The following is a 25,502-nucleotide window of genomic DNA, read 5'->3' on the forward strand; positions in this document are numbered from 1 at the left end:
AAAATCACACCAAAAGCCCTTTACCCCCATTTTACTTGCTCTAGGGAATGCGGAAGATATAGCTCTGGGCTGGGAGGCGGTAGGGATTGCCATAATTGCTTAAAGGGTGAGAAATGCCCAGATCTTGCAGAAGCTTTGCCCCTATGCTCATAAGCGTGTATTGTGGGAAATAGGGGTGATTGCTTGTTTTGAATAGTAGCTCGTGGCTAGATTCTAGCTCTGTAATCCTAGAATCCGCAATATCCATATCGCTAAGAGCGGTGATAATGAGCAAGTCGCTAGAATCTGGGGTGCTAACTTCTTGGGAGTTAAAAAAGCTTAGAGATGAGTGTGGATCTATGCTAAAGGAAGTGCCATTAGGCTCTTTGCTGGCTATGTCAAACTCTCTTACGCCAAAGATTGTGGGCAGGATAGAAAATATCGCAGGATAACTCCACGCATTATAGTAGCGATCCACTCCACGCCCAAAGCCTTCAAAGTAGATGGTCGTGTGTGGGTGGCTCTTAAGATAGCTGGCAAGATAGCGCATTGTGTCATTTATATTTTTGTTTTGCGTTTTGTAGAAAGTGAGATAGTGGATACCTTGTGGGATTGATGAGGTAAGCAAGATAGCCAGCACTACTGCAGTAATTACCCTAAATCCCCACCTCTTAATGCACGCATAATGCCCTAGCAAAAAGAGCAGATATAAGCTTGCTAGGATATTTGCCGGGGTGAAATAATGAAAGCTCCCCATACCAAGCGCGATAAATGCGAGCATATAGGCAAAACCACTAAGCCCCACACTATCCCAAAACACATCGATAGCATCGCCCTTAGCCACGCGATATAGGCGGAAGCCGAGTGCCACAGGCAGTGCTATGCTAAGCAAAGGTGCGCTTAAGAAAAGCACGGCAAAAAGCCGCACAGATGAGTAAATCTCCATAGCCGAGTAGTCTCCACTGCTACCGCGCGTGAAGTAGGCATACGCCCCTAGAAACACCACGCCAGAGAGTGCTAGGGCTATATCAAGCAGAAAAATACGCCTAGTAAGTGTAAGGGATTTGGTGCGTATAAAACTTTCAAGCAGTGATAGGGCGATATGCGCTAGCCCAAAGCCAGAGATAATGACAAAGGCGACTTCTTTGAGATAGATTGCGGCATTGCCAAAGAGCAGGGCTAGCAGGGCAAGTAGCCACGACTTGGGCTTGCTTTGGGAGTGTAGTGCGTAGAAGTAGCAGAGCAAAAAGGCAAGGATAAAAAGCGTGAGTGTCGTCTCTGGGAAGACGATTTCTACCATAAGCTTGGCATAGCCCACACTTAGCACCACGCAAACAAACATCACCAAAATCGCCCAGTGATTGGCTCGGCTTTGTCGCCCTAAGGCTAGGTAGCATACCCCAAATGCCACAAGCACGCAGGCATTGCCTAGCATAAAGGCATAGGGGCTTAGAGAAAATTGCGCGATTAAGGCGAGATTCCACCCAGCTAAGGGGAAAAATCTCTTCATCTCTAGCCCTGCTAGCCCGTGCCACGCGCTTTTAGATTCTAGGAGTTGCGTGAAAAACACAAACCCATCGCTATTAAGCATAGGGATCGCAGAATCCATAACAATAAATCCCGCATACGCAAGGATAAAGCCAAAAAATAGCCCATAAAATACAGCAGAGGCTATGCTACTTTTACTTCGCCCCCCCCTATCGCATTTAGTTGTGTTGCCATACTTGTCCTTTGTGGTGAGATTGAGATTTATCGCTAGTGTGGGTCATCTAGCGCGAAGCTTGCGCGTGCGTGATAGGCGGTAGATCGCACTTGGCTTATCCTCATACAGCCCCCTAGAATCCACGATCACCACATCGGCTACTTGCAGAGCAAACTCTAGGGAAAATGGCTCTTTGGTGCGATTGGCAGAAGTGGAGTAAAGCCCCCCAAAATAGCGCAAAAACTCCCTATGTAAAGGCTCTTTGACAATGCGGAAGGATTTTTTACTAGGCAGGATAACGCTTGTCTTGCTCGCGCGGCGGACAAAATGGCGGTGAGATATAGGGACTCGCAGCTCTTGTGTGGCGCACTGCAAGCTAGCAAATGTCTTTAGCACGGCTTGGCTACTTGGGCGGAGCTTGGCGCGATTGAGCAGCGTGGGGGAGGAGCAGAGGAAGCCGGCGGTGGTGTCAGTCTGGGCTAGGAAGATCGGCGGTTGTTTGGAAAGTTTGGCTTTGTGTGTTTTGGCGTTTTTCTCTGTCATTGCGAGCCGCTGCGTAGCAGTGGCGTGGCAATCTATAGTTTTTGCGGCAGCAAAAATGGAAGTATCACTAGAATCCACTTTTTCTAAAGAAGCTATGCTTTGTATTTTTTGTGCGTTTTTATCAAAAGTGGATTCTAGGGTGAGTGTTTTTGTTTGTATGGATTGCCACGCCGACAAGTCGGCTCGCAATGACGATGAAAAAGCTTCATCGCTAGAATCCACTTTTTTATTTTCGGCAGATTTTTCAAAAGTGGATTCTAGGATTTGCTTATGTTTTCCATTTTTAGATAGCACCACAAAGCTAGCACCCTTTGGGCGGAACGCTAGCAGAGCGTATCGCTCACACAATAGCGCGACATACTCTGCCAAAGGCTCTTTAGGCTTCTTATTGAAAGAAGTCTTGCAATGCTTGCGGGATATTGATGTCATTGTGCTGGATTTCGCGGATAGATTCTGCGCCTACAAGCGCGGCGGCTATGGTGGTGAAGTATGGCACAGAGCTTTTAAGCACTTGGCGGCGGATCTCTCTGGCGTCATCTTTGGTCTGGCTATCATCGCTGGTGTTTATCACAAGCGCGATGTCATTATTCATAATCAAATCTTGGATATTGGGGCGACCTTGAGAGATTTTCAGCACGCACGATGATGGGATTTGCGCGCTCTCTAGCACTCTGTGCGTGCCTTCAGTCGCACACACGCTAAAGCCTAGCTCAATGAAGCTTTTAGCAATCTGTGTGGCATAGGGCTTATCGCAATCTGCTAGGGATAAAAAGAGCTTGCCAGAGCTTGGCAGGGTGTTTTTACTAGCATTTTGCGCCTTGGCAAAGCTTATCCCAAAGCTTGTAGAAATCCCCATAACTTCACCGGTGCTTTTCATCTCTGGTCCTAGTAGCAAGTCCGCGCCGCTAAGCTTTTGAAATGGAAAGACAGAGTCTTTGACCGCGATATGTGTGTAGGGCTTGGATTCTAGGGGGGATTTGGTGAAGTCTATGCGATTATGCGTATCATAAAACTTTAGAGCCTCTTGCAAATCCCCTTGCCACATCACGCGTGTAGCGACTTTTGCTAGCGGTATCCCGCTTGCTTTGCTCACAAATGGCACGGTGCGAGAAGCCCTAGGATTTACTTCGATGATATATAGGCTATCTTTGTGGATAGCGTATTGGATATTGATAAGCCCTACAATGCCTAGCTCTAGGGCGATTTTGCGCGTGCTTTGGCGGATCTCTTCAAGTAGATTTTCCGCGATACTCACACTTGGCAGCACGCTGGTAGAATCCCCAGAATGCACCCCTGCTTCTTCGATATGCTGCATAATCCCGCCGATATATACTTCCTTGCCATCGCTTATGGCATCGACATCAAGCTCGATAGCGTGGTCTAAAAATTTATCAATAAGCACAGGAGAGTCCTCGCTCACTTTCACGGCTTCTTCCATATACACGCGCAGCTCATCGGCATCTTGCACGATCCGCATAGCCCGCCCACCTAGCACATAGCTCGGGCGCACAAGCACAGGGTAGCTGATCTGGCTTGCCACGCTGAAGGCTTGCTCTTTGGTATAGGCTATGCCATTATCTGGCTGCTTTAGCCCAAGTGTGCTAATAAAGTGGGCAAACTTCTCTCTATCTTCGGCGATGTCGATGACTTTGGCACTTGTGCCGATGATGTTGGCGTGGATTTTGGTAAGAGAGTTTGCTAGCTTTAGCGGTGTCTGCCCTCCAAAATGCACGATAATGCCATCTGGCTTTTCTTTTTCAATCACCGCTCGCACACGCTCAAAGTCGATAGGCTCAAAGTAGAGCATATCGCTGGTGTCATAATCGGTGCTTACGGTCTCTGGGTTGCAGTTATACATTATGCTTTTTACGCCTAGATCTGCTAGGGCGAAGCTGGCATGCACGCAGCAGTAGTCGAACTCGATGCCTTGACCGATTCTGTTAGGACCACCACCTATGATCATAACTTTGGCTGGCGTTGGCTGCTCGATGGTGGATTCGGCTTTGCGCGATAAATCTTTGATTGCATCGCCGCGCTGCGTCGATAGACAGCCAAGTCTTATCTCCTTGCGCGGCTCGCAAAGCAAAGATTTCTCATCGCAAATCCTAGAATCCTTTGCTAGCTCATTTAAATTTGCACTAGAATCCACTTTTTCACAAGAGCTATTTTTTCTGTCATTGCGAGACACTGCGCCAGCAGTGGCGTGGCAATCCATAGTTTTTGCGGTAGCAAAAATGGAGGTATCACTAGAATCCACTTTTTGTGCTTTTTGTTCGCATTTTTCAAAAGTGGATTCTAGGGCAATATCCTCGCGGAAGGATTTTTGAGCTAAAAATGGGGCTTTGCAAGGCGAGTCAAGGGATTTACCTTGAGTGGTAATGAGCGCAGACTCGCCGCAGCAATCGCCATTTTTAGCCAAAAAGCCAACGCGCTCACTCGGCACAAAAGTGGAGTAAAGATAGGGAGTTTTTGCTTCAAACTCCGCCGCACAAGTATCCACCTCCTCATACACCGCCACTATGCCCATCTCTTTGCGCAAATTATACAGCTCGCTCTCGCTCATCTCTAGCCGCTCTTTTTTGCCTAGCTCATAGCAGATCATCTTATCGCTAAAGCCTTGCGATTTTAGGCGGCGTAGCCTTGCAGGGTCATTTAGCACATCGCTTGTGATAGACTCTTGCGCGGCGACTAGCTCGCTAATTTGTGAGAGAAACCACCTATCAATCTGGCAGAGACTATGCACCTCTTCTACACTAAGCCCCAAGCGGAAGCAGTCTGCTACATACAGCAGCCGCTCTGCATTTGGGCGGCGGGTCTCTTTGCGCGCTAGGTTTAGATCATCTGTGAGTGAGTTTAGCCCATAGTAGCCACACTCTAGGCTACATAACGCCTTTTGCAAGCTCTCTTTGAAGCTCCCGCCAATCGCCATAACTTCGCCGATAGACTTCATACTCGTGCTAAGGGTAGAATCCGCCTTTGGAAACTTCTCAAAGGTAAAGCGTGGGATTTTAGTAACGATATAATCAATGCTAGGCTCAAAGCTTGCTGGCGTGCCGGTGATGTCGTTTTGTATCTCATCGAGACTAAAGCCCACGGCTAGCAGCGTGGCGATTTTGGCGATGGGATAGCCGGTAGCCTTGCTCGCAAGCGCGGAGCTGCGCGATACGCGCGGATTCATCTCAATGACCGTCATTCTGCCGTTTTTGGGATTTATGGCAAACTGCACATTGCTCCCGCCTGTATCTACGCCAATTTCGCGCAGGATTTTGAAGCTGGCATCGCGCATTCTTTGATACTCTTTATCTGTGAGAGTTAGAGCTGGAGCAATGGTGATAGAATCCCCTGTATGCACGCCCATAGGGTCGAGATTTTCGATACTGCACACGATTATGCAATTATCATTTCTATCGCGGATAACCTCCATTTCATACTCTTTCCACCCTAGCAAAGACTCTTCGATCAAAATCTCACTAATAGGGCTTGCCTCTAGCCCCGCCTTTGCCAATGCCTTAAACTCCTCGATATTATACGCCACGCCGCTGCCCCCACCTGCTAGCGTGTAGCTCGCGCGGATAATGAGCGGGAAGCCGATCTCACTAGCAGCCTTTAGGGCTTCTTCTTCTGTGTAGGCATAGTGGCTTTTGGGCAGATCCATTCCTATTTTTAGCATTGCTTCTTTGAATGCTTGGCGATCCTCGCCCTTTTTGATCGCCTCTGGCTTTGCCCCTAGGAATTGCACCCCTTCTAATGCCCCGCTCTCGTGCAGCTCCATAGCGATATTAAGCGCAGTTTGTCCGCCCATCGTGGGCAAAATCGCATCAACACCCTCAAGCTTAATGATATTTCGCACGACTTCTTTGGTGATAGGCTCGATATAGGTGCGATCTGCTAGCTCTGGGTCTGTCATAATCGTAGCGGGGTTGGAGTTGATAAGCACCACGCGATAGCCTAGGGATTTAAGCGTTTTAGCCGCTTGTGTGCCAGAGTAGTCAAACTCACACGCCTGCCCTATGACAATGGGACCTGAGCCGATAAGCAAAATCGTTGTAATATCCGTGCGTTTGGGCATTGAAAGCTCCTATGTGAAGTCTAACTCTTTGCGCTTGCAAAGTAGAATCTGTAAGTAGAATCTAGGCGGGCAAAAAATCCAGCCATTATAAAAAAACTCTAATAAATCTTTGCTAAAGTCGCTATGGTGCAAGCGTGCTAATGGTGTATAATACGCGCAAATTCCCACGCACAAAGGCTCATCAATGAGGATCGCTATCAACGGATTTGGACGGCTTGGGCGGGCGATCGCGCGCGCGGCTCTTGGAAAAGGCGCGGAGCAAGGTATAGAGCAAGATATAGAGATTGTAGGGATCAATGATGTGGCAAATGCGGAGAATCTCGCCTACCTGCTAGAAAAGGATTCTATGCACGGCGCGCTAGGGCAAAGCGTGCGATTGAAGCAAGGTAGCCTCTATAATACACTTATCATCGAGCAAAAGTGCCAAGAAGCCTTGCAAGATTTATCTACCAAGCAAGCCCACAAAGCCCCGCTAGCTCGGCGTGAGATACCGCTTTTTTCCTGTGCTAATCCGCTTGATTTAGACTTCGGCGCGTTAGGGGCAGAGGTGGTGATAGAATCTAGCGGGCTATTTTTGCGATCTAGCGATGTCGCCCACCACCTTGATAAAGGCGTGCGGCGCGTGATCATCTCCGCCCCTGCGACTGATGATACCCCTACCTTTGTGCTAGGGGTCAATCACACCGCTTATGCTGGGCAGCCTATCATCTCTAATGCCTCTTGCACGACAAACTGCCTAGCTCCCATTGCTATGCTGCTTGAGAGGGAGTTTGGCATTGAGCGAGCGAGCCTTACGACAATCCACAGCTACACTAATGACCAAAGTCTCCTAGATGTCGCCCACGCAAGCGATAAACGCCGCTCCCGCGCCGCTGGGCTAAACATTATCCCCACTTCCACAGGCGCGGCAAAAGCCCTTTACAAAGTCCTCCCAAGCCTAAAGGATAAGATCCACGGACATAGCGTGCGCGTGCCTGTAGCTGATGTCTCTATGGTGGATCTAAGCGCGTATTTATCGCAGAAGGTGGATTCTAGGGCGATCAATGAGCTTTTTGCAGCAGAGTCTCAAGGCGCGTTACAGGGGATTTTGGGGATAGATTCTTGCTATGGGGTGAGCAGTGATTTTCTCAATGACACGCGCAGTGCCATTATCGCGCAGGATTTGAGCTTTACGCTAGGGAATATGTGTAAGGTTATGGCGTGGTATGATAATGAGTGGGGGTATGCGCATAGGATCATCGACATAGCGCACTATGTGCTAGCTCGGTAGATTCAGTCTTGGGTGAGCAATGCGGCAGTGTTGCGGATTTTGTGAAAGGCACGACCGCCAAGGTCGCTAACCTTCCCCAAAATCCGCAAAGCAACCACAGCCCCACCGCAAATCTTAGAATCTTTGAAGAAATCAAGCTCAAATCCTAGAATCCACTTTTAGAATTTCAGCATTTTTATCGCAAAATCCTGCCGCCCGCGGCGTGTTTAGATTTGAGCGTTATCCTAGAATCCACTTTTCACACAATGCTATTTTTTGAAAACGCCCATTTTCCTGTCATTGCGAACGGATTGAAAATCCGCGTGGCAATCCATACAAAAACCTAGAATCCACTTTTAGAATTTCAGCATCTTTATCGCAAAATCCTGCCGCCCGCGCCTCGCTTACATTTTTGGCGTTTGGCGCGTTACTTCCGTCATTGCGAGCAAAGGCGCCGGCATTTGCGTGGCAAAGCGTAGCTTCTTTAGAAAACAAGGGATACCGCTCGCCGTTAGGCGATGTTTCTTTAGAAAACAAGGCGAAGCCGCAGTTTCTTTAGTAATCCATTTTCACACTAGAATCCACTTTTGCGCCTTTATGGATCGCCACGCTTTGTGGAGCAAAGCTCGCGATGACAGAAATTGGGAGTGTGCTTGTGAAAAATGGGCGTTTTACTAGAATCCACTTTTTACTAGCAATGCCATCTCTCACTCGTGAGCGGTGTTAGCTGCGCTTTTCTCACGCGCTACAAGCTCTCATACAGCCTTAGTGCCTCTTCTATCGCCTTGTCCATATCGTAGTATTGGTAAGCCCCCAAACGCCCGATGAAAAAGACATTTTTAAGACTTTTAGCTTCATTAGCATAGGCTTCATAAGCGCGTTTTGCTTGCTCGGTGGGCATTGGGTAGTATCGCTCATCGCCTAGCTGCCACTTTTTGGGGTATTCGTAGGTGATGATAGTGTGGTTTGTCTGCGTGTCTAGGAAGTATTTATGCTCGATTATGCGCGTGAAGTCGTAGTTTTTAGGGTAGTTGATGACAGAGCTGCTGCCAAAATACTCTCTCTCTAGGCGCAGCGTCTTTAGCTCTAGGCTGCGATAAGGCAGCTCGCCAAATTTATAGGAAAAATACTCATCAATCGCCCCACTATAAAACACCCTATCAAACGCCCCTACATCTATCCCACTAGATCCCAGCTCTCTAAACTCCACGCCAAGTCGCACTTCTATGCGCTTATTTGTGATCATCTTGGCAAATGCCGCGCTATATCCCTCTAGTGGTATGCCTTGATACGGGTCGCTTGGGAAGTAGCGATCATCTTTAGCGATGATGATTGGCACGCGCGCAAACACGCTAGGATCTAGCTCTTCTGGTGTGCATTGCCACTGCTTAAGCGTGTAGTGATAAAAGATATTTTCATAGATAAACTCCGCGATCATCTCTAGCTCTTTATGCTTCCTTAGCTCCAAAATACTCACCCTAGAGCCAAAGCCAAAGGTGCGCAGCAAGGTGGATTCTAGCTCTTTGGCTAGCGCGTGGGGGAAAATCGCATAAAGCGCGTTGAGATTAAAAGGGATAGGCACTAGCTGCCCCTGCACAAGCCCAAAGACCTTATGCATATAGGGGTAGAAAAGGCTAAATCGCGTGATATACTCCCAGACTTTAGGGCTTTTGGTGTGGAAAATATGCGCCCCATAGCTATGCACCAAAATCCCGCCCCAATCCTTATCCGCGCAGTTGCCGCCGATATGATCGCGCTTATCGATAAGCAAGACCTCTTCACCCCTATCATTTGCCAGCCGCTCGGCTAGCACAAGCCCGCTAAGCCCTGCTCCTATGATGAGATTTCTCACATTTACTCCTTAGTGATTTTAGATTTATGGATACGCACGCTAAAGGCATAGATACGCTTGGTATCGCCTGTGATCTCTGCGCCAAAGAGTGGCTTAGGAGCGCGTAGCTCAAAGTGGTGTTTATAGCTTGGCATTATCCCAGCAGAGAAGCTCTTATACCGCACAAAGACATTGAGCAGCCGCTCGGCGATAAAGCCATAAATGCGGCTTTGGTAGGCATTATACCCGCTTAGATCGATCCTAGCTTGTGCTTCTAGCAGAGTGCCAAAGAGAAATTCGCAGTATTCTTGGTAGAGATCTTTGCGCATTACAAACATATTGCACCAGCTAAGAGGTGTGCCGGGCGTGAAAAGCACTGCCTCCATAGACTCCACTAAATGCGGGAATTTCGCGCGGATAATGTCTATGACTATGTCTAAATCCCTTTTGCGATGATCGCGCGCGTAAATGTCGTATTGACTTATCGCAGATGAGAGCTCAAAGCCGTGCGGGACGATTATGGGGCTAGCTAGGATTATGGGGGATTTTTCTAGCTCGGCTAGGATCGTGCCTCTATCTAGGCGAAATTTGCGCACAATATCGCTAGGCTTGACATTCACGCGATTGACATCAAGGCGTTTTTTGCGCCTAGTCTTGCCGCTAAAGTCCAGCACCCTGCGGTAGTGAAACAGCCCATAATAGCTAGAATCCACATTTTTCCACGCCCAATACATCGCCGTAAGCTCGCAGAAATTTGCGTTTAGGTGGGAGATATTCTCGCCGCTAGAATCTAGCAAAATCTGCTCCCCCCCCCCCCCGTTTTAGCCGCGATGCTTTTTTGCAGGCTTTGAATCTTGTCTTCCCCCATATTTGCCGCGCCTACGATGATAGGGCGTAAAATCTCGCTGCCATAGATATAGCCAGCTTGATGTGTGCAAACTACAATATGTAATGACTTGGGCATTGCACCTTCCTTATAAGTAAAAGTAAGTAAAAGTGGATTCTAGCCTAGCTTTTGGGATTTACGCTCTTTTTATACACACGCACCCCAAAGAGGTAGAATCGCTTGTGCTTTTCGTTTATATCCCAGCCGATTAGGGGCTTGGTATGCTTGGTGAGAAGCAGCATAGGAGCTTCTAAGATTTTTAGGGTTTGGGTGTGCCTTTGATATGCGAGCCAGATATTAAACATTCTTTCACTTAAGAAGCCATAAATCCTAGCTTGATAAGGAGTATAGTTGCTTAGGTCAGTTTCTTTGCTTAGGTCAAAAAGCAGAGAGAAAAGCCACTCACAATACGCGAAATACAGCTCTTTGCGCATTATAAAAATATTGGCGATATGCCACCTAGGCGGATAGGTGAAAAGAGTGGATTCTAGCGCGACTTGCATCTCTGGGTGGCGAGATTTGATAAGCTCGATGATCCTGTCTAAATCTTTTGCGTAGTGGTAGTGTGCATAGATCCCATAATTATCAAGCCCTTCATCACAGGGGAGATTGTAGTGGTTTTTGTAGCCTTGCGGGAGGATTATGTCGTATTCTTGTAGGAGCTTGGTGATATTCTCGGTCGTAAGTCCTTGTCGCTTAGGGTTGTAGCTGCGAGGTGAGACGATGATAGGATAGTCTGTGCGGATCTGCTGGGCTTGCTCGCTTAGATCCAAAATCCTGCGGTAGTGAAACAGCCCATAATAGCTAGAATCCACATTTTTCCACGCCCAATACATCGCAGTAAGCTCGCAGAAGTTTGCGTTGAGATGAGAGATATTTTCGCCGCTATCATCTCTTAACACAGGTGATGTAGCTTTTCCACAAAAGCTGTGCTTCGCTTGTTTTGGGCTAGAATTGTGGATTGCTTCGCTACGCTCGCAATGACCAAAGGAGCTGTCATTGCGAGCCGATTTATCGGCGTGGCAATCCATAGATTCTGCGCTAGCAGAATAGTCTCTCTTAGAATCCTTTGCGGACTTTCTTGCATTTGTGGCATTTTCCCTAGAATCCACTTTTGCTTCCGCCTGCGACTTTCTTGCATTTGTGGCGTTTGGTGCGTTACTCCTGTCATTGCGAGCCGATGTATCGGCGTGGCAATCCATTTCTAAAAAAGCTTCGTTGTGCGTTTGAGTAGAATCCGCGTTTTGTGCGTTTGTATAGATTGCTTCGGCGATTGTATCGCCTCGCAATGACAGAGAAGAGCTAGAATCTAGCGCGATCTGCTGCCCCCCCCCTAATCGTAAATTTTTAGGCAGTTTGGATTCTAGCTTCTCTTGCAGGCTCCTTGCCCCCTCGCCCATATTTGCCGCGCCTACGATGATAGGGCGGAGAATCTCACTAGCGATGATAGGTGTAGAAAATTTATGGTAGCACACAAGGATCGTGGCGCGGGGCTTTGGAGTGGCTGGGTCTTTGGGCGTGGGAGTATCTGGCACGGCATATCCTTAATTTGTATCAAACATATCATCAAATATATCAATGGGGAAGCGAAATTATAGCTGTTTTTTTTTTTTTTTTGATACACCGCACGCGCAAAAGGCGCGAAGTAGGCACTCTTAAGGTAGGGTATGGAGTTTGCAGAGCAAAGATAAGTTGCTATTTCCTACGCGCTTTCCACTTCTTAAATAGCGCATATTGCTGCAAAATTTTTGTAAAGATTCTGCCAAGCTTACATTGGTAGAGATTTGTAGCTGCGATACTTGCAGCACAATGCGCGGAAATCTCATAGAGCAAGCTCTCACAGTAGGTGGGATAAGGCTTAGATATGGATAATGGATAGTCGCTATTGACTCTAGCGGGATTATCATCAAGCAGCCTAGCTAGATCGATAAGTGAGAGCAATGGGGCAATGCCGCGCTTGACTAGGTGCAGAAGTGTCTGGCTCTCTATGCTAGCGCGAAATAGCGTGAGATCATAGAGAGTGTGGAGCTTGTGCGCGGTGGCGATAGAGAGAATCTCGCTCATTGCCTTTGTTTGATCTCCCCAGTGCTTTGCCTGCCATTTTGCTCTATCTTGGTGTCCTACGCGGTAGCAGTAGGTGGTGTCTGTGAGTGCGTAAAATCGCTTAGCTTTTAGCATAGCTTGGATAAAAAATACAGGGTCTTCATAGCGTTTCAAAAGTGGGTAGTGTAGATTGTGTGTGAGCAAAAACTCTCTTTGATAGATGAAGCGATGAAAGCCAAAGTCAAACTGCCACTTATCATAATCAATAAAGCCTTCTTGCGTGAAAGTGTAGCCATAAAACTCTCTAGGGTATGTGGTTTTTATTGTGCCATTGATATAGTCGCTAAAGCCCCCGCCACAAATCAGCGCATTAGCACGCTTTGCCTTTGTGTAGAGTCGCTCTAGGGTCGTGGTGGTGGGGTAGAAATCATCAGGATCCATAAAGGCGATATACTCGCCACTTGCTCTCTCTAGTCCATTATTACGCGCTACTGCTACGCCTTGGTTTTCTTGCTGTATGTAGATGATCCTAGAATCTTTGCTCGCATATTGTTGCGCGATTGCCCTGCTAGAATCTGTGCTGCCATCATCTATGCAAATGACTTCTATATGTTTAAGGCTCTGTCCTAGCACAGAGTCCAAACACTGCGCGAGATAGGATTCTACATTGTAGATAGGGATAATGACAGAGATATTAGGCATAGCTATCCCTTGCTTGTAATTGTGTCGATACAGCTAAAACAATCCCAAATAAGATAAATAGCACAAGATTGCCCTCGCGGATAGGAATGCAGTCAAATATATTGCTCACGCCAAGCCCAATTAGCCCAAATACGATACCGCCATTGATAAGCACAAGCGATCGATCTGTGCTAGAAAATGTGCTAGTAAATCGCAAATGCAAGCGATAAAATCGATAAATGATAAAAAATGGCAACAACATCGCCCCAAGAAACCCCACCAGCCCCAACTCAAACCAAAATGAAGCAAAGCGATTGTGATTGTGGTGGTGGAAGTGGTAGAAGAAAACAGAGTTTTTGGAAGTCTTGGGAAAAATTGCCTCTAAATTTTGATAAAACTGCTGGAAGTGGTAGCCATTGGGGCGGAAAGGATTTTGTGCTATGGCTAGCAAAGTGGATTTTAGCATTGAGAGCCTAGATAGGCTTGAATACTCCCATTGAATGCTTGGGTGTGGGGTAAGCGAATGGGGAGAGCAAGAATACTCATCACAATGGGTAAATCGCCCCATCTCTGCTGGCGCGACACTCCAAACTTCTGCAAAATTATTGACCATACTATAAACATTGTAGCGTGCATCCCAAGTTTTGCTCATCGTGTAAATACCATATCCAAGCCCCACGCATAAAGCCAGCACCACTCCTAGCACGAGTCGTTTATAGCGATACGCAAGCAGCACAAATGGACTAATAAGCATAGCTAGCCCAGCCAAAAGAGCAAACCGCCCACCATTTGCAATAAGCGCAGCTATGTTGATACACATTAAGACAATGGCAAAAAGCTTTACAACACCTTTGGTAAAAAGACTCAATGCCAAGCTTAAGCCAAAGGCAAAGACGAGATAAAACACATAAATTGTCTCTGCGATAGTATAGGCACTAAGTGTCGCCCTATACCCAAACTTCCCACCACCATTGGCAAAAAAATCCCATATCGTAGCAATGGGATGATAGCTTAGTGCTAGGCAAAGCCCTAGAAGCAGGAGTCTTAGCCCTCTTTCATCAAGCCTTGTAGCGATGAAAAAAGCAAGCACAAGAAACAAGCTAGGCTCTAGCAGATACTGGCGGATTGCCTGCAAAGTCGCCTTAGAATCCACTGCGAAAAAGAGCGAGATATACGCCATAATGACTACCACAAGCAAGCACACAAGCGCAAACCATATCCCCCCAAGCGCACGCCCTAGCCCCCTATACTCGCGCCAAAATCCAAGCGCAAACACCCCAAGCGCGATAAATAGCAAATTGACAGGAAGCTTGATAGAAACAAAAGAGTAAGAAAAAGGCAAAATCGCCACGCTAGCCACCACAAGCACTAGGCTTACATACAGCGCAGTAGTTTTACACGCGCAAGAGAGATTCTGGGGATTGACTAGAGGCACAAATACTCCTTGAAATAGCTTGATAGCATAGAGATCAAAATGGATTCTAGGTAGCTTGCTTAAAAATCGCGCATTCTACACTTTTTAAGGTAAAACTACTATAATTTGCGCTTTATTTTAGGCTTGTGGGCTGTGGGCTTTGTGGGCAGCTGTGTAAGGAGTGTGTGTGCTGTATTATCTCTACTCGTATTTTGATATAAATATTTTCAAATACCTTACTTTCCGCGCAGGGGTGAGCTTTTTTGTCGCGTTTGTGCTGTGTGTGTGGCTTATGCCAGCATTTATCGCGTGGGCGAAAGCGCACAAGGCAAGCCAGCCTATCTCTAGCTATGTCCCCACGCACAAAGCCAAGTCCAACACCCCCACAATGGGCGGAAGCGTGTTTATCATCTCTGCGAGTATCGCCGCGCTTTTGTGTATCCAGCTTAGCAATCTCTATGCGATTTTGGGCGTTGCCACGCTGCTTATCTTTGGGCTTATTGGCGCAAGAGATGACTATATGAAAATCGCCAAAAGATCTAATGCCGGTATGAGTGCTAGGGCGAAAATGCTCTTGCTCTTTCTAGCGGCACTTGGCGTGAGCTTGGCTCTGCACTATGGCGCGGGGCTTGTAAGTGATTTTTATCTCCCTTTTATGAAAAAGCCCCTTTTCACCCTTAGCGCGTATCCTGCGCTTATGATTAGCTTTTGGATTCTGGTATTTCTAGCTACGAGCAATGCCGTAAATATCACCGATGGGCTTGATGGCTTGGCGTGCGTGCCTTCAATCTTTGCGCTTGCTACGCTGTGTGTCTTTGTCTATCTCTCGGGGAATGTCGAGTTTGGGCGGTATCTCTTCTTGCCTATGGTGAATGCTGGGGAGCTTATGGTCGTGGGCGTGGCGATGATAGGGGCATTGCTAGGCTTTCTCTGGTATAACTGCCACCCCGCCCAAGTCTTTATGGGCGATAGTGGGAGCTTGGCGATTGGGGGCTTTATGGCGTATATGGCGATCGTGTCAAATAATGAAGTCCTGCTGCTGCTAATCGGGCTAATTTTTGTGGTAGAGACTTTATCTGTGATGCTGCAAATTGGCAGCTACAAAGTGCGCAAAAAGCGCGTGTTTCTTATGGCTCCTATCCACCACCACTTCGAGCAAAAGGGCTGGGCGGAAAACAAAATCATCGTGCGCTTTTGGATCATCGCGCTGCTCTCAAACCTAATCGCCCTGCTAAGTCTCAAGGTGCGATAAAGTGCGATAAGGACTGCTATGCCCCTAGAGCCACTGCCTAAAGAGCTGCAAGCTGAACACATCGCCAAAGCCCTAGAATCTAGCGCGCCTATTAGTATTTTGGGCTATGGCGTTACGACTAAGCCTATCGTGGCGTTTTTGAATGCGCTGGGGAAGGCTTGCGCGATTTATGACGATACGCCAGAGGGGAAAAATGTGGATTCTAGCGGTGGGGGCGATGTGGAAAATATCTTGCTAGATTCTAGGGAGTTTTGCCCAGAATCTAGTGTGCTAGAGATTGTAAGCCCCGGGATACCGCCGGATCATAAGTATTTTGCTTGTGCGAGGGGGGCAATTAGTGAATATGATTTCATCTGGTGGTTGTGTGGGGATTTGGCTTCTTTGGTGGATTCGGCTTTGCGCGATAAATCTTTGATTGCTTCGCGCGCGCTTCGGTTACATACCTCAAGTATGCGCTCTTGCACGCGCTCGCAAAGCAAAGATTTCTCATCGCAAATCCTAGAATCCTGCGCCGAGATGGATAAGCAAACAAGCACAACTCCTAGAATCTGTGAAGAAGACAAGCAGAACGCGCAGGAATCGTCATCGCGAGCCGACAAGGTCGGCGTGGCGATCCACAAATCCACGCAAGTGGATTCTAAAGCTAGCGCAGAATCTGTGGATTGCCACGCAAATGCTAGTGCATTTGCTCGCAATGACAGAAAAAACGCCGAGAGTCAAAACGCAGTTTCTTTAGAAAAAGTGGATTCTAGGGAAAATGCCGCAAATTTAAAAACGCCGCAGAACGCAGGGGCTGAAAATGTGTTTTGTAGCCAAGCAGATAGGCGGCAGGATTGTAAAAACCTAGAATCCACTTTTGACACCGCCGCAACTCTAAGCGAGCAAGCAAAGGATTCTAGGATTTTTACCCAAAACGCCCAAAATCTAAGCGAGCCGCAGGCGGCAGGATTTTGCGATGATTTTCTAAAGAAACTTCGTTTTGTGGGTTGTCAAGGCGTGGGCGAAGGGATTTATCTAGGTGATAATGAGCAAGCCCACGCCGCAGACTCCCGCAAAAGCGCGCAAAAGCCAACGCCCACACCAAGCCAAGCTGAATCGCCTCAAATCTGGATTAGCGGCACTAATGGCAAAACTACTACCACCCAAATGCTTGAACTCCTCCTCTCCCCCTATGGCGCACGCGCTGGGGGCAATATCGGCACACCGCTCATCACACTCTATGAGCAAAACACGCCCCTATGGGTGCTAGAGACTAGCTCCTTTGCCCTGCACTACACAAGGACCGCCACGCCTGCAATCTACGCGCTTTTGCCCCTAAGCCCTGATCACATCAGCTGGCACAATGGCTTTGAAAACTATGTGTGCGATAAGCTCTCACCTCTAGCGCGAATGGAGGCTGATAGCGTGGCGATCCTGCCTAGTGATTTGCGCGATCATCGCTTGTGTCAAGGCTTTTTAGGGGAGAAAATTTTCTACACAGATTCTAGTGATTTGCGTGCGTATTTGCTCGCTCAAGGATTTGAGCCAAATGCCCTAGATACCTTGCCCTTTTTTGAGCCATTTTTGCTTGATGCCTATGTCGCACTCTGCTGTGCATTTGCCCTTTCGCGCAAACGCCCTAGTATCGCTGCTGCTGGCTTTGTCCCCGCGCTTGCTAGCTTTACAATCGGGGCGCATAGGGTGGAGGAGTTTTATGTCTGCGCGTTTGGGGCGGAATGGCTCTTTGTCGATGACTCTAAAGGCACAAACATCGATGCCACGCTAAAGGCGATAGCACGCTATAAGGATCGCGCGTTGTTTTTGATCCTAGGGGGCGATGATAAGGGGGCAGATATGCAAGAGATTTTCACCCTGCTAGCGGAGCTTAAACGCGTGGAGATCTTCACTATCGGCACCAATGAGTCAAAGCTCCTAGATCTCGCCGCACGCCATAGTGTCAAAGCGCATAAATGCGGCACGCTGGATCGCGCTATGGAAAAGATCTGGGCGATGATCGCAGAATCTAGCACAAGGCTTGCCCAAGATTTTGTTTGCCTCCTCTCCCCTGCTGCCGCCAGCCTCGATCAATTCTCCTCCTACAAAGAGCGAGGGCAGAGATTTAAATCCCTAGCACGCTCCCTTGCCCCAAGCACCACATCATAAAGGATTCTAATGAGCTATGATCCCAAATCCATAGAGCAGAGCATTTATACTATCTGCAAAGAGCGCGGATATTTTGAGATAGAGGGCAATGCCAATATCGCTAAGAGCGATAAAGCTTTCTGCCTAATGATGCCCCCACCCAATGTAACAGGCGTGCTGCATATAGGGCACGCGCTTACTTTCACGCTGCAAGACATCATCACGCGCTTTAAGCGGATGGATGGCTTTGCTACACTCTATCAGCCCGGGCTTGATCACGCCGGCATTGCTACGCAAAATGTCGTAGAAAAGCAGCTTCTAGCACAAGGGCTAAGCAAGGAGCAGCTAGGCAGGGAGGCATTTTTGCAAAAGGTATGGGAGTGGAAAGAGCAGAGCGGAGGCAAGATCATCACGCAAATGCAAGCCCTAGGCATTAGCCCAGCGTGGTCGCGCCTGCGCTTTACAATGGACTCTGGACTGCAAAATGCCGTGCGAGAAGCCTTTGTGGCGTGGTATGAAAGGGGGCTGATTTACCAAGGGGATTATATGGTGAATTGGTGTGTCAAAGATGGCGCGCTTTCAGATATTGAAGTGGAGTATAAAGAGCAAGAGACGCATCTCTACCACCTGCGCTACCCTGTGGCAGACTCTAATGAAGTGCTGCTTGTGGCTACCACGCGTCCGGAGACATTTTTCGGCGATAGTGCGGTGATGATACACCCTAGCGATACGCGCTATACGCATTTGCTGGGCAAAAGTGTCGTGCTGCCTTTGGTGGGCAGAGAGATCCCCATAATCGCCGATAATGCCGTGGATATGGAGTTTGGCACAGGGGTGGTGAAAGTAACGCCCGCCCACGATGAAAACGACTATGCCGTAGGCAAAGCCCACGGGCTAGAATCCATTGTGATCTTTGATGAAAAGGGTGTGCTAAATGATTATGCGCTGGGCTTTGCTGGGCGAGATAGGCTAGAGGCTAGGGCGGATATTGTAGAGGCGTTGCAGCAAGCAGGCGCGGTGGAGAAAATTGAGCCTTATGGCAATCAAGTGGGCGTGTGCTATCGGTGTGGGAGTGTGATAGAGCCGTATATTTCTAGGCAGTGGTTTATTGATGAGGGGATAGCAAGGGAGACAATAAAAAAAGTCAATGCTCAAAAAGATTCGGCTTCGGGTAATCATAGCAGTGATTTTGTGGATTTTGGGGCAACCGCAGACCGCAAGTCTAGCTCTGCCCCAAAATCCACAAAAAGCACCACTAGCAATACCGCAACTCCTAGAATCTGTGAAGAAGACAATCGCGCCGAGTGTGAAAAATCCGCTTCATCGTCATCGCGAGCCGATGAAATCGGCGTGGCGATCCACAAATCCACGCAAGTGGATTCTAGGGGAGACTATTCTGCTAGCGCAGAATCTATGGATTGCCACGCAAATGCTAGTGCATTTGCTCGCAATGACAGAAAAAACGCGATTGGTGAAAAAGCGGATTCTAGCACCGCCCAAAATCTAAGCGAGCAAGCAAAGGATTCTAGGATTTTTACTCAAAATGCCCCAATTCTCAACACGCCGCAAGCACGAGCAAACCTAGATTCTAGTAAAAGCCCCAGCGATTCTAAGATTTTGGAGATAGAATCGGGGTTTTGCGAGCCGCGCAAGGAGATAAGACTAGAGCGTCTATCGACGCAGCGCGGCGAAGCAATCCACGATTCTAGCCCAAAAGCTGAATCGACACAAGCGCAAAAGCCAACGCCTATGGCTAGATTCTACCCGCCGCAGTGGTTAAATAATTTCAATGCTTGGATGCGCGACCTCCGCCCCTGGTGCATCTCACGCCAGCTATGGTGGGGGCATAGGATCCCGGTGTGGTATTGCCAAAATAGCGCGTGTGGGCATATTTTTGCTAGCAAAAATGAGCGAGAATCCGCCTGCCCCAAATGCCACTCTAGCGTGCTGCAAGACCCTGATGTGCTAGATACTTGGTTTAGCTCGGGGCTCTGGGCGTTTAGCACGCTTGGCTGGGGGAATGGCGAGGCGTGCAAGGAGCTGTATGACTCAAATGATCTTACGCGCTTTTATCCTAACTCTTTGCTTATCACAGGCTTTGATATTCTCTTTTTCTGGGTGGCGAGAATGCTCTTTAGCGGGGAGAGTCTGCTAGGGGAGCTGCCCTTTAGAGATGTGTATTTGCACGCGCTTGTGCGAGATGAGTTTGGGCAAAAGATGAGTAAAAGCAAGGGCAATGTCATCGATCCTTTGGCGATGATAGAGGAGTATGGGGCGGACTCCTTGCGCTTTGGCTTGGCATATTCCTGCGCACAAGGGCGAGATGTGCGCCTAGCAAAATCCCAGCTAGAGCTTGCTAAAAACTTTGCCAACAAGCTCTATAACGCCGCGCAGTTTTTGCTGCTCTATGCTAGGCAAGCAGATCCTAACTTTAGTGGATTTAGCGAGCTAGAGTCTATAAATGCCTACCAAAGCCCGCTTGGTCGCTACGCCAAATCGCGCCTAAATAGCGCGACAAAGGAGCTTAGAGCCGCGCTAGAATCCTACCGCTTTAATGATGGCGCGAGTGTGGCATATCGCTTTTTGTGGGGGGAGTTTTGTGATTGGTGTATCGAGCTTGCAAAGGCGCAAAAGGAAGCCATTTGCGAGCTTGGCGCGGTGATGATAGAAGCGATGAAGCTTTTGCACCCGTATATGCCATTTCTTACAGAATCACTCTACCACACCTTGCGCGGCAGTGCGCTAGAATCCAGCGAGTCGATAATGATCACGCGCTACCCTAGCGAAGTGTCCCAAGATAGCGCGATAGAGCAGGAATACGCGTATATCAAAGATGCCATTGTCTCCTTGCGGCGCGCTAAAGCTCTAATCGATCTAGCAAATAAGCCCATTGAGCGAGCTTATATCGCCACGGATTTTAGGCTCTCTGCTAGCGCATTGCAGGCGATTTGCAAGCTTGCTAAAGTAGGCGCGATTGAGTGCGTGGATACAAAGGCGCAAAATGGGCTAGATAAAGACTGCGTGGCAGATATTGGATCGCTAATTAAAAGCTATCTACCATTGCAGGGCATTGATCTAGCTCCCATCATCACGCGCCTAAATAGCCAAAATCTAAAACTTGAAAAAGAAATCAATAAGCTCCAAGCCCTAGAATCTAATGAAAAATTCAAAGCCAATGCCCCCAAAAATGTCCTAGAGTCCAACGCTAGCGCACTTGCAGAAGCCAAGGCGAAGCAAGCAGAGGTGCTAGCGCAATTAGCCATATTTGCGCAAAAGTAAGGAGAAGTGGCTATGCGCATCTTGCTTGTGCTAGCGATGATGGGCTGGGGGCTTGTGTGGCCCCTATCAAAAATGCTGCTTGATTATGGCTCGCCGGCGCAAATTGCTAGCCTGCGCTATTTGCTTGTGCTTGTGTGCTTTGTGCCGCTTATGTGGCTATGGAAAATCCCCTTTGCAGTCCCAAGGGCTGTGCTACTCCCCACGCTTATCACAGGTGTGCTAAACGCGCTTTACTCTTATCTAATGTATGCAGGTATGCCCTATGGGGATTCTGGGAATGCAGGGGTGATCACTGAAGTGCTATCTCCCATTATCGCGGCGTTTTTGTGGAGCGTGTATAAGAGAGAGTCGCTCTCCAAATCAGCCAAAATCGGGCTTATGCTAGGGCTTTTGGCAGGGGCATTTTTGGTCGATGTGTTTGGGAGCTGGCGGTCGATGTTTAGCGCGTTTTATGTGATTTATGTGCTAGCTTCGCTGGATTGGGCGGCTCTTATGATCAGCTCGCGGCTCGCCACAGAAAAGATCAATGCCATAGCACTCAATTTTTACACAAGTGTGATGACTTTTGTGCTGCTTTGCCCTGCGTTATTTGCGGATTCTAGTGGATTGGGTGGGGATTTTGAGAGTGGGGTAGTTATTGAGAGTGGGGCGTTTATCACAAGTCTTTGGGATAAGCCTTTGGTATTTTTCGCTCTGCTTGTGGTAGCGGCGGTGTTTTGCACGGTGTTTGCTACGACTATTTTCTATAAAGCCCTGTTTGTGCTAGGGGTGGTGGAGGGCGGGATCTACGCGCTTTTGGCACCGGTGTTTGCGCTAGGCTTTGCGTATTTACTGCTAGATGAGGTGCCAAGGTGGCATACGATTGTAGGGGGGGTGCTGGCGGTGGGGAGTATATATATCATCAATATCCTAGGCAAAAAACACTAACTTTGGGGGGATTCGGCTTTGCGCGATAAAGCAGGGAGTTTGTGGCTCGCTTTGTCGATAGACCACAAGTCTTATCTCCTCGCTCGCCACTGCACAACCCTGCTTTTTCATCGCAAATCCTAGAATCCACTTTTGTTTGGGTTGGCTTTTCTAAAGAAACATCGGCTTGCGCCGAGCGGTGTCCCTTGTTTTCTAAAGAAACTTCGCTTGTTTTGCGCGATAAAGCAGGGAGTTTGTGGCTCGCTTAGATTTTGGGCTTCATTGTTAGAATCCACTTTTTCTAAAGAAACTGCGTTTTGACTCTCGGCGTTTTTTCTGTCATTGCGAGCAAATGCTGACGCATTTGCGTGGCAATCCACTGCATTTGCCCTAGAATCCACTTTTGAAAAATGGATCTAGGCTATGGATCGCCACGCGGCTCACGCCGCTCGCGATGACAGAAATGGGCAGTGCCGACTCGCGATGAAGGAGAGAGTTTCATCGGCTCGCGATGACAGGAAAATTGGCGTTTCAAAAATCGGCGTTGTGAAAAAGTGGATTCTAGCTAGTGCAGCACATCGCCCCAGATCACATCAAGCGTGATCCAAGACTCTGGGTAGCATAGGGGATTATCACCGCGCCAAGTGTATTGGGCTGGGCGGATCACAAGCTTTGCGGGATTATCGATCAAATACGCACCCCAGAAGCTAAAGGTGGAGTTTGCGATGATGGCGTTTTGACACGCTGCCATAGCCATAAGATCGCTGATCGCATCGCCTTGATCATTATTGCCGATGAAGTGTAGCTCTGCACCCTTAAGCGACCCTAGTCTTGCATAAAGCTCGCTTTTGCACCACTCCAAATCATCGCTAAAGATGAAAAAGCTTGGGGATTTGAGCTTTTTGCGCATAAGGGCTATGGCAGTGTCATAATACGCGCTGCCTAGCTTGACATACTCCCAATTCTCTTGCGCTAGGTAGTCGCCCCTGCGGATATGGAGGAAGACAGAGTCGCTAGTGGATCGTATCTGCTCTTGCAAGGCTTTGGCACTAGGGCTTAAGCATTTTGGGGTAAATTCTTGGCGCAAGATAGATTCTATCTCGGCAAAATACACTGCATTAGCGAAAAAGCCTTCAAAGTAGGCGTTGCGCGAGAATGGATAGCGTGCTTGGAAGAGTCTCGCTAGCTTTGGAGAGTCGCGCGTGGTGTAGAGGCTGCGGAGCAAGCGCGCGGGCTTGCTATTAGGCGGGAGGATCTTGCGCACGGCTTTGGCGCAGAGTGCTTGGCAATATATTTGTGTGCTTATGTCTGCTTGAGAGTCCTGTGCTAATGAAAAATGGCGGAGGATAGGCAGCGTAATGCGAAACTTTGCAAGCTCTAGATCGCGGATAGTGCTTGCGCGGCGATCTAGAGCTTTAGGGCTAGAATCCACTTTTGCAAAAGCGGATTCTAGGGAAGTATCTGCACGGAAAGATTTTTCTTTAGTATTGTCATTTTGGGATTCTGGGATTTGTGTCTTTGTTTGTGTGGATTGCCACGCCACTGCTGGCGCAGTGTCTCGCAATGACAGAAAATGAGCGTTGCTCTTAGAATCGGGGCTTTGTGAGTTTTGTGGTGCAAAGTCTCTCGCGGCAGGATTTGGGAGTTTGTGCTTGTTTTTCTTACCGTTTTGGGATTCTAAGATTTTTGAGTTAAAAACGGCGTTTTTCAAGTCGCGCAAGGAAGATAAGACTTGAGGTCTATCGACGCAGCGCGGCGCAGAAATCGCCGTTTTTAGCCAAAAAGCTGAATCCTTACCTAGTCGCCCCCCCCCTTATGAGATTTTGCCCACCTTTAGCACGCAAGGTTTTTAGCGTTACATAGCTAAAGCTCGCATCTAAGCCTACGCTAAACCCCCTATGCGCCAAAGCGCGTGCAAAGGCGTATTGAAATAGCTGATTGCCCAGACCGCCTTGTAGCTTTACTAGTATCATTCTTGCTCCTTGTGATTTGTGGCATTATAGCAAAGCCCTAGTGATTCTAAGATCTTTGCTCTAGCTTGTGGGTAGGCTTCTAGCAGGGCGCGGAGTTGATCATAGTTGCGATGCTGCTCGCAGTTTATCTCCCAGAGATTAGGGCTCTCATCGATGGCTATGCTAGATTCTTTAGGGTGCTCTAGCGCGTTTTTCACAAGCACCTTTGGCACATCATTTAGCACACTCATCACATAAAACCACAAATCATCGTTATAAGGCGCGAGCGATACAATAGCTTGCGTGTTGAAAAACTCTTGGCTAAAGGGACTTGGCGGATAGAGCACGCCAGAGACGCCCACGCTTGCTAGGGCTAGGTGGGGGGAGTTTTCTTTAATGATTGGGAGATATTGGGCGGGATCTATGCCTAGAATCTCGGCTAGAAACGCTGCGTCATAAGTCCAATTTGTGTGGATCGCGCGCGGGAATCGCGCGTAAGATTCTAGCAAAAGGCTTATGGTATTTGGGGCGTAAATTTGGTCATCATCGATGGTGATGATGATATGCTCTGGGTAGAGTTGCAGGGCGTAAAAGAGCTTTTTATACGCGCGTAAATTTTCTTCTACGAAGTGGATACTAAGCAGCCCGAGCCTTGCAAAAATCTTTAAGATAAGCGGGAGCTTGCTTGGAGCTATCTCGCTAGAGCTAAGAAACAAGGCTATATGGAAGTCTTTGTAGTCTTGGGTGAGGATAGAGTAGAGCGTGTGGTGGAGATAGGGGAGGCGGGCGGGGAAGGAAGTTAGGCTCACTAGCACAGGCGGGGTTTGGGCTTGGGGCGATTCAGTCTTGGGTGAGCGATTCGACAAGATTGGGGCAATTTGTGGGTAGTCATTACCGCTAAGGTAACTCCTACCCCCAAATTGCCCCAAAGCTTGCAAAGCCCCACCGCAATGCTTAGAATCGTATTGAGCGTGGGTATTTTCAAAAGTGGATTCTAGGCACTTTTGGGCGTTGTTGTTAGAATCTAAATTCTTGTCATTGCGAGCTTTGCACAGCAAAGCGTGGCAATCCATAGAATCCACTGCATTTACACTAGAATCCACTTTTGAAAAAATGGATTCTAGGCTATGGATCGCCACGCTCGTTTCACTCGCTCGCGATGACAGAAATTGGGCAGTGTCGGCTCGCGATGATGGGGGGTCGGCTTGTGGTTTGCTAGAATCCGCTTTTTTAAAGCTAGATTCTCGCTTTGTTTGGGATAAAGTCCTTTCAAGGTTGCACGCTTTGCGCGCGCTATTGATTTGACTGGATTCTGCTTGCGCAGAATTGGATTGCCGCGCCACTGCTGGCGCAGTGTCTCGCAATGACGGAGAGCTAGAATCAGGGCTTTGTGAAAACGAGGATTCTAGTGTAAAGTCGCTCGCGGTGGGATCAAGCTGCTTTCTAATCTCAATTTGGGATTCTAAGATTTGCGATGATAAATCGCCGCTTTTAAGCGGTGGGCGCAGGGATTTATCTAGGCGATAATGAGCAAGCCCACCGCGCAGAATCGGTGATTTATCGCGCAAAGCTGAATCCCCACCAGATAAAGCTGA

At 48.2% G+C, this 25,502-nt stretch carries 24 protein-coding genes; 7 read left to right on the forward strand and 17 right to left on the reverse strand.

Features of this window, described 5'->3' with window-relative positions; translation table 11 throughout:
* Positions 1-40: 40 nt before the first annotated feature.
* From DX060_RS02725 to DX060_RS02740, 4 genes are all read right to left on the reverse strand, one after another.
* Positions 41-1,588 carry a hypothetical protein gene (locus DX060_RS02725; RefSeq protein WP_115011036.1) on the reverse strand — a complete coding sequence of 516 codons (1,548 nt, stop codon included), beginning with the start codon at positions 1,586-1,588 and terminating at the stop codon, positions 41-43.
* A 156-nt stretch (positions 1,589-1,744) separates the two neighbouring features.
* On the reverse strand, positions 1,745-2,653 hold the full coding sequence (locus tag DX060_RS02730) for an L-threonylcarbamoyladenylate synthase (RefSeq protein WP_115011037.1): 909 nt from the start codon (positions 2,651-2,653) through the stop codon (positions 1,745-1,747).
* Entirely contained in the window at positions 2,610-6,293 is a 3,684-nt protein-coding gene (gene carB, locus DX060_RS02735; protein WP_115011038.1) for a carbamoyl-phosphate synthase large subunit, read from the reverse strand. The genes DX060_RS02730 and carB overlap by 44 nt, the downstream gene beginning before the upstream one ends.
* 9 nt (positions 6,294-6,302) lie before the next feature.
* Positions 6,303-6,494, reverse strand: coding sequence for a hypothetical protein (locus DX060_RS02740; RefSeq protein ID WP_115011039.1), 192 nt, complete (start codon positions 6,492-6,494; stop codon positions 6,303-6,305).
* Between DX060_RS02740 and DX060_RS02745 the strand changes: the two genes are divergently transcribed.
* Both DX060_RS02745 and DX060_RS11155 read left to right on the forward strand, forming a co-directional pair.
* Positions 6,478-7,563 (forward strand): type I glyceraldehyde-3-phosphate dehydrogenase, encoded by a 1,086-nt coding sequence (locus DX060_RS02745; protein ID WP_115011040.1) that lies wholly within the window; start codon positions 6,478-6,480, stop codon positions 7,561-7,563. The two genes, DX060_RS02740 and DX060_RS02745, sit on opposite strands and share 17 nt — an antisense overlap.
* Before the next feature lie 8 nt (positions 7,564-7,571).
* Positions 7,572-7,712: a hypothetical protein gene (locus tag DX060_RS11155; protein ID WP_181814150.1), complete on the forward strand. Its 141-nt coding sequence runs from the start codon at positions 7,572-7,574 to the stop codon at positions 7,710-7,712.
* Between the two features lie 127 nt (positions 7,713-7,839).
* On the opposite strand, the gene DX060_RS02750 is transcribed toward DX060_RS11155, so the two are convergent.
* The 8 genes from DX060_RS02750 to DX060_RS02775 form a co-directional block, all read right to left on the reverse strand.
* A complete protein-coding gene (locus DX060_RS02750) occupies positions 7,840-8,079 on the reverse strand; it encodes a hypothetical protein (RefSeq protein ID WP_115011041.1) in 240 nt (79 codons plus the stop codon).
* Positions 8,080-8,097: 18 nt separating this feature from the next.
* On the reverse strand, positions 8,098-8,253 hold the full coding sequence (locus DX060_RS11160) for a hypothetical protein (RefSeq protein WP_181814151.1): 156 nt from the start codon (positions 8,251-8,253) through the stop codon (positions 8,098-8,100).
* Positions 8,254-8,287: 34 nt separating this feature from the next.
* On the reverse strand, positions 8,288-9,394 hold the full coding sequence (gene glf, locus DX060_RS02755) for a UDP-galactopyranose mutase (protein WP_115011042.1): 1,107 nt from the start codon (positions 9,392-9,394) through the stop codon (positions 8,288-8,290).
* A gap of 2 nt (positions 9,395-9,396) precedes the next feature.
* Positions 9,397-10,170, reverse strand: coding sequence for a DUF4422 domain-containing protein (locus tag DX060_RS02760; protein WP_181814152.1), 774 nt, complete (start codon positions 10,168-10,170; stop codon positions 9,397-9,399).
* On the reverse strand, positions 10,164-10,337 hold the full coding sequence (locus DX060_RS11165) for a hypothetical protein (protein WP_181814153.1): 174 nt from the start codon (positions 10,335-10,337) through the stop codon (positions 10,164-10,166). Before DX060_RS11165 ends, DX060_RS02760 begins: the two co-directional genes overlap by 7 nt.
* Before the next feature lie 44 nt (positions 10,338-10,381).
* The gene (locus DX060_RS02765) at positions 10,382-11,794 is read right to left on the reverse strand and encodes a DUF4422 domain-containing protein (RefSeq protein WP_115011044.1); all 1,413 of its coding nucleotides are present in this window, start codon (positions 11,792-11,794) and stop codon (positions 10,382-10,384) included.
* A gap of 160 nt (positions 11,795-11,954) precedes the next feature.
* The gene (locus DX060_RS02770) at positions 11,955-13,004 is read right to left on the reverse strand and encodes a glycosyltransferase family 2 protein (protein WP_115011045.1); all 1,050 of its coding nucleotides are present in this window, start codon (positions 13,002-13,004) and stop codon (positions 11,955-11,957) included.
* Positions 12,997-14,418 (reverse strand): O-antigen ligase family protein, encoded by a 1,422-nt coding sequence (locus DX060_RS02775; protein ID WP_115011046.1) that lies wholly within the window; start codon positions 14,416-14,418, stop codon positions 12,997-12,999. Before DX060_RS02775 ends, DX060_RS02770 begins: the two co-directional genes overlap by 8 nt.
* A 166-nt stretch (positions 14,419-14,584) precedes the next feature.
* Here DX060_RS02775 and mraY point away from each other — a divergent pair, with 166 nt between their 5' ends.
* The 4 genes from mraY to DX060_RS02800 are packed head-to-tail and all read left to right on the forward strand — an operon-like array spanning position 14,585 to position 21,976.
* Positions 14,585-15,649: a phospho-N-acetylmuramoyl-pentapeptide-transferase gene (gene mraY, locus DX060_RS02780; protein ID WP_115011047.1), complete on the forward strand. Its 1,065-nt coding sequence runs from the start codon at positions 14,585-14,587 to the stop codon at positions 15,647-15,649.
* Positions 15,650-15,667: 18 nt separating this feature from the next.
* Positions 15,668-17,791, forward strand: a complete 2,124-nt coding sequence (gene murD / locus DX060_RS12370) for a UDP-N-acetylmuramoyl-L-alanine--D-glutamate ligase (protein ID WP_115011048.1) — start codon at positions 15,668-15,670, stop codon at positions 17,789-17,791.
* A gap of 9 nt (positions 17,792-17,800) precedes the next feature.
* Positions 17,801-21,049, forward strand: coding sequence for a valine--tRNA ligase (locus DX060_RS11830; protein WP_258552170.1), 3,249 nt, complete (start codon positions 17,801-17,803; stop codon positions 21,047-21,049).
* Between the two features lie 12 nt (positions 21,050-21,061).
* Positions 21,062-21,976 (forward strand): DMT family transporter, encoded by a 915-nt coding sequence (locus tag DX060_RS02800; protein ID WP_115011049.1) that lies wholly within the window; start codon positions 21,062-21,064, stop codon positions 21,974-21,976.
* On the opposite strand, the gene DX060_RS11835 is transcribed toward DX060_RS02800, so the two are convergent.
* Complete coding sequence (locus DX060_RS11835; protein WP_258552171.1) at positions 21,959-22,087, reverse strand: hypothetical protein; 129 nt, start codon at positions 22,085-22,087, stop codon at positions 21,959-21,961. The two genes, DX060_RS02800 and DX060_RS11835, sit on opposite strands and share 18 nt — an antisense overlap.
* A gap of 8 nt (positions 22,088-22,095) precedes the next feature.
* Entirely contained in the window at positions 22,096-22,356 is a 261-nt protein-coding gene (locus DX060_RS02805) for a hypothetical protein (protein WP_147278749.1), read from the reverse strand.
* Positions 22,357-22,378: 22 nt separating this feature from the next.
* Between DX060_RS02805 and DX060_RS10805 the strand changes: the two genes are divergently transcribed.
* Entirely contained in the window at positions 22,379-22,558 is a 180-nt protein-coding gene (locus tag DX060_RS10805; protein ID WP_147278750.1) for a hypothetical protein, read from the forward strand.
* Here DX060_RS10805 and DX060_RS02810 read toward each other — a convergent pair.
* The 3 genes from DX060_RS02810 to DX060_RS02820 form a co-directional block, all read right to left on the reverse strand.
* A complete protein-coding gene (locus DX060_RS02810; protein ID WP_181814154.1) occupies positions 22,521-23,675 on the reverse strand; it encodes an alpha-1,2-fucosyltransferase in 1,155 nt (384 codons plus the stop codon). The two genes, DX060_RS10805 and DX060_RS02810, sit on opposite strands and share 38 nt — an antisense overlap.
* A 73-nt stretch (positions 23,676-23,748) precedes the next feature.
* A complete protein-coding gene (locus DX060_RS02815) occupies positions 23,749-23,928 on the reverse strand; it encodes a hypothetical protein (protein WP_115011052.1) in 180 nt (59 codons plus the stop codon).
* Entirely contained in the window at positions 23,925-25,475 is a 1,551-nt protein-coding gene (locus DX060_RS02820; protein ID WP_115011053.1) for a hypothetical protein, read from the reverse strand. The genes DX060_RS02815 and DX060_RS02820 overlap by 4 nt, the downstream gene beginning before the upstream one ends.
* Between the last annotated feature and the right edge of the window lie 27 nt (positions 25,476-25,502).

The sequence above is a fragment of the Helicobacter canis genome, assembly GCF_900451095.1.
Taxonomy (GTDB): domain Bacteria; phylum Campylobacterota; class Campylobacteria; order Campylobacterales; family Helicobacteraceae; genus Helicobacter_B; species Helicobacter_B zhangjianzhongii.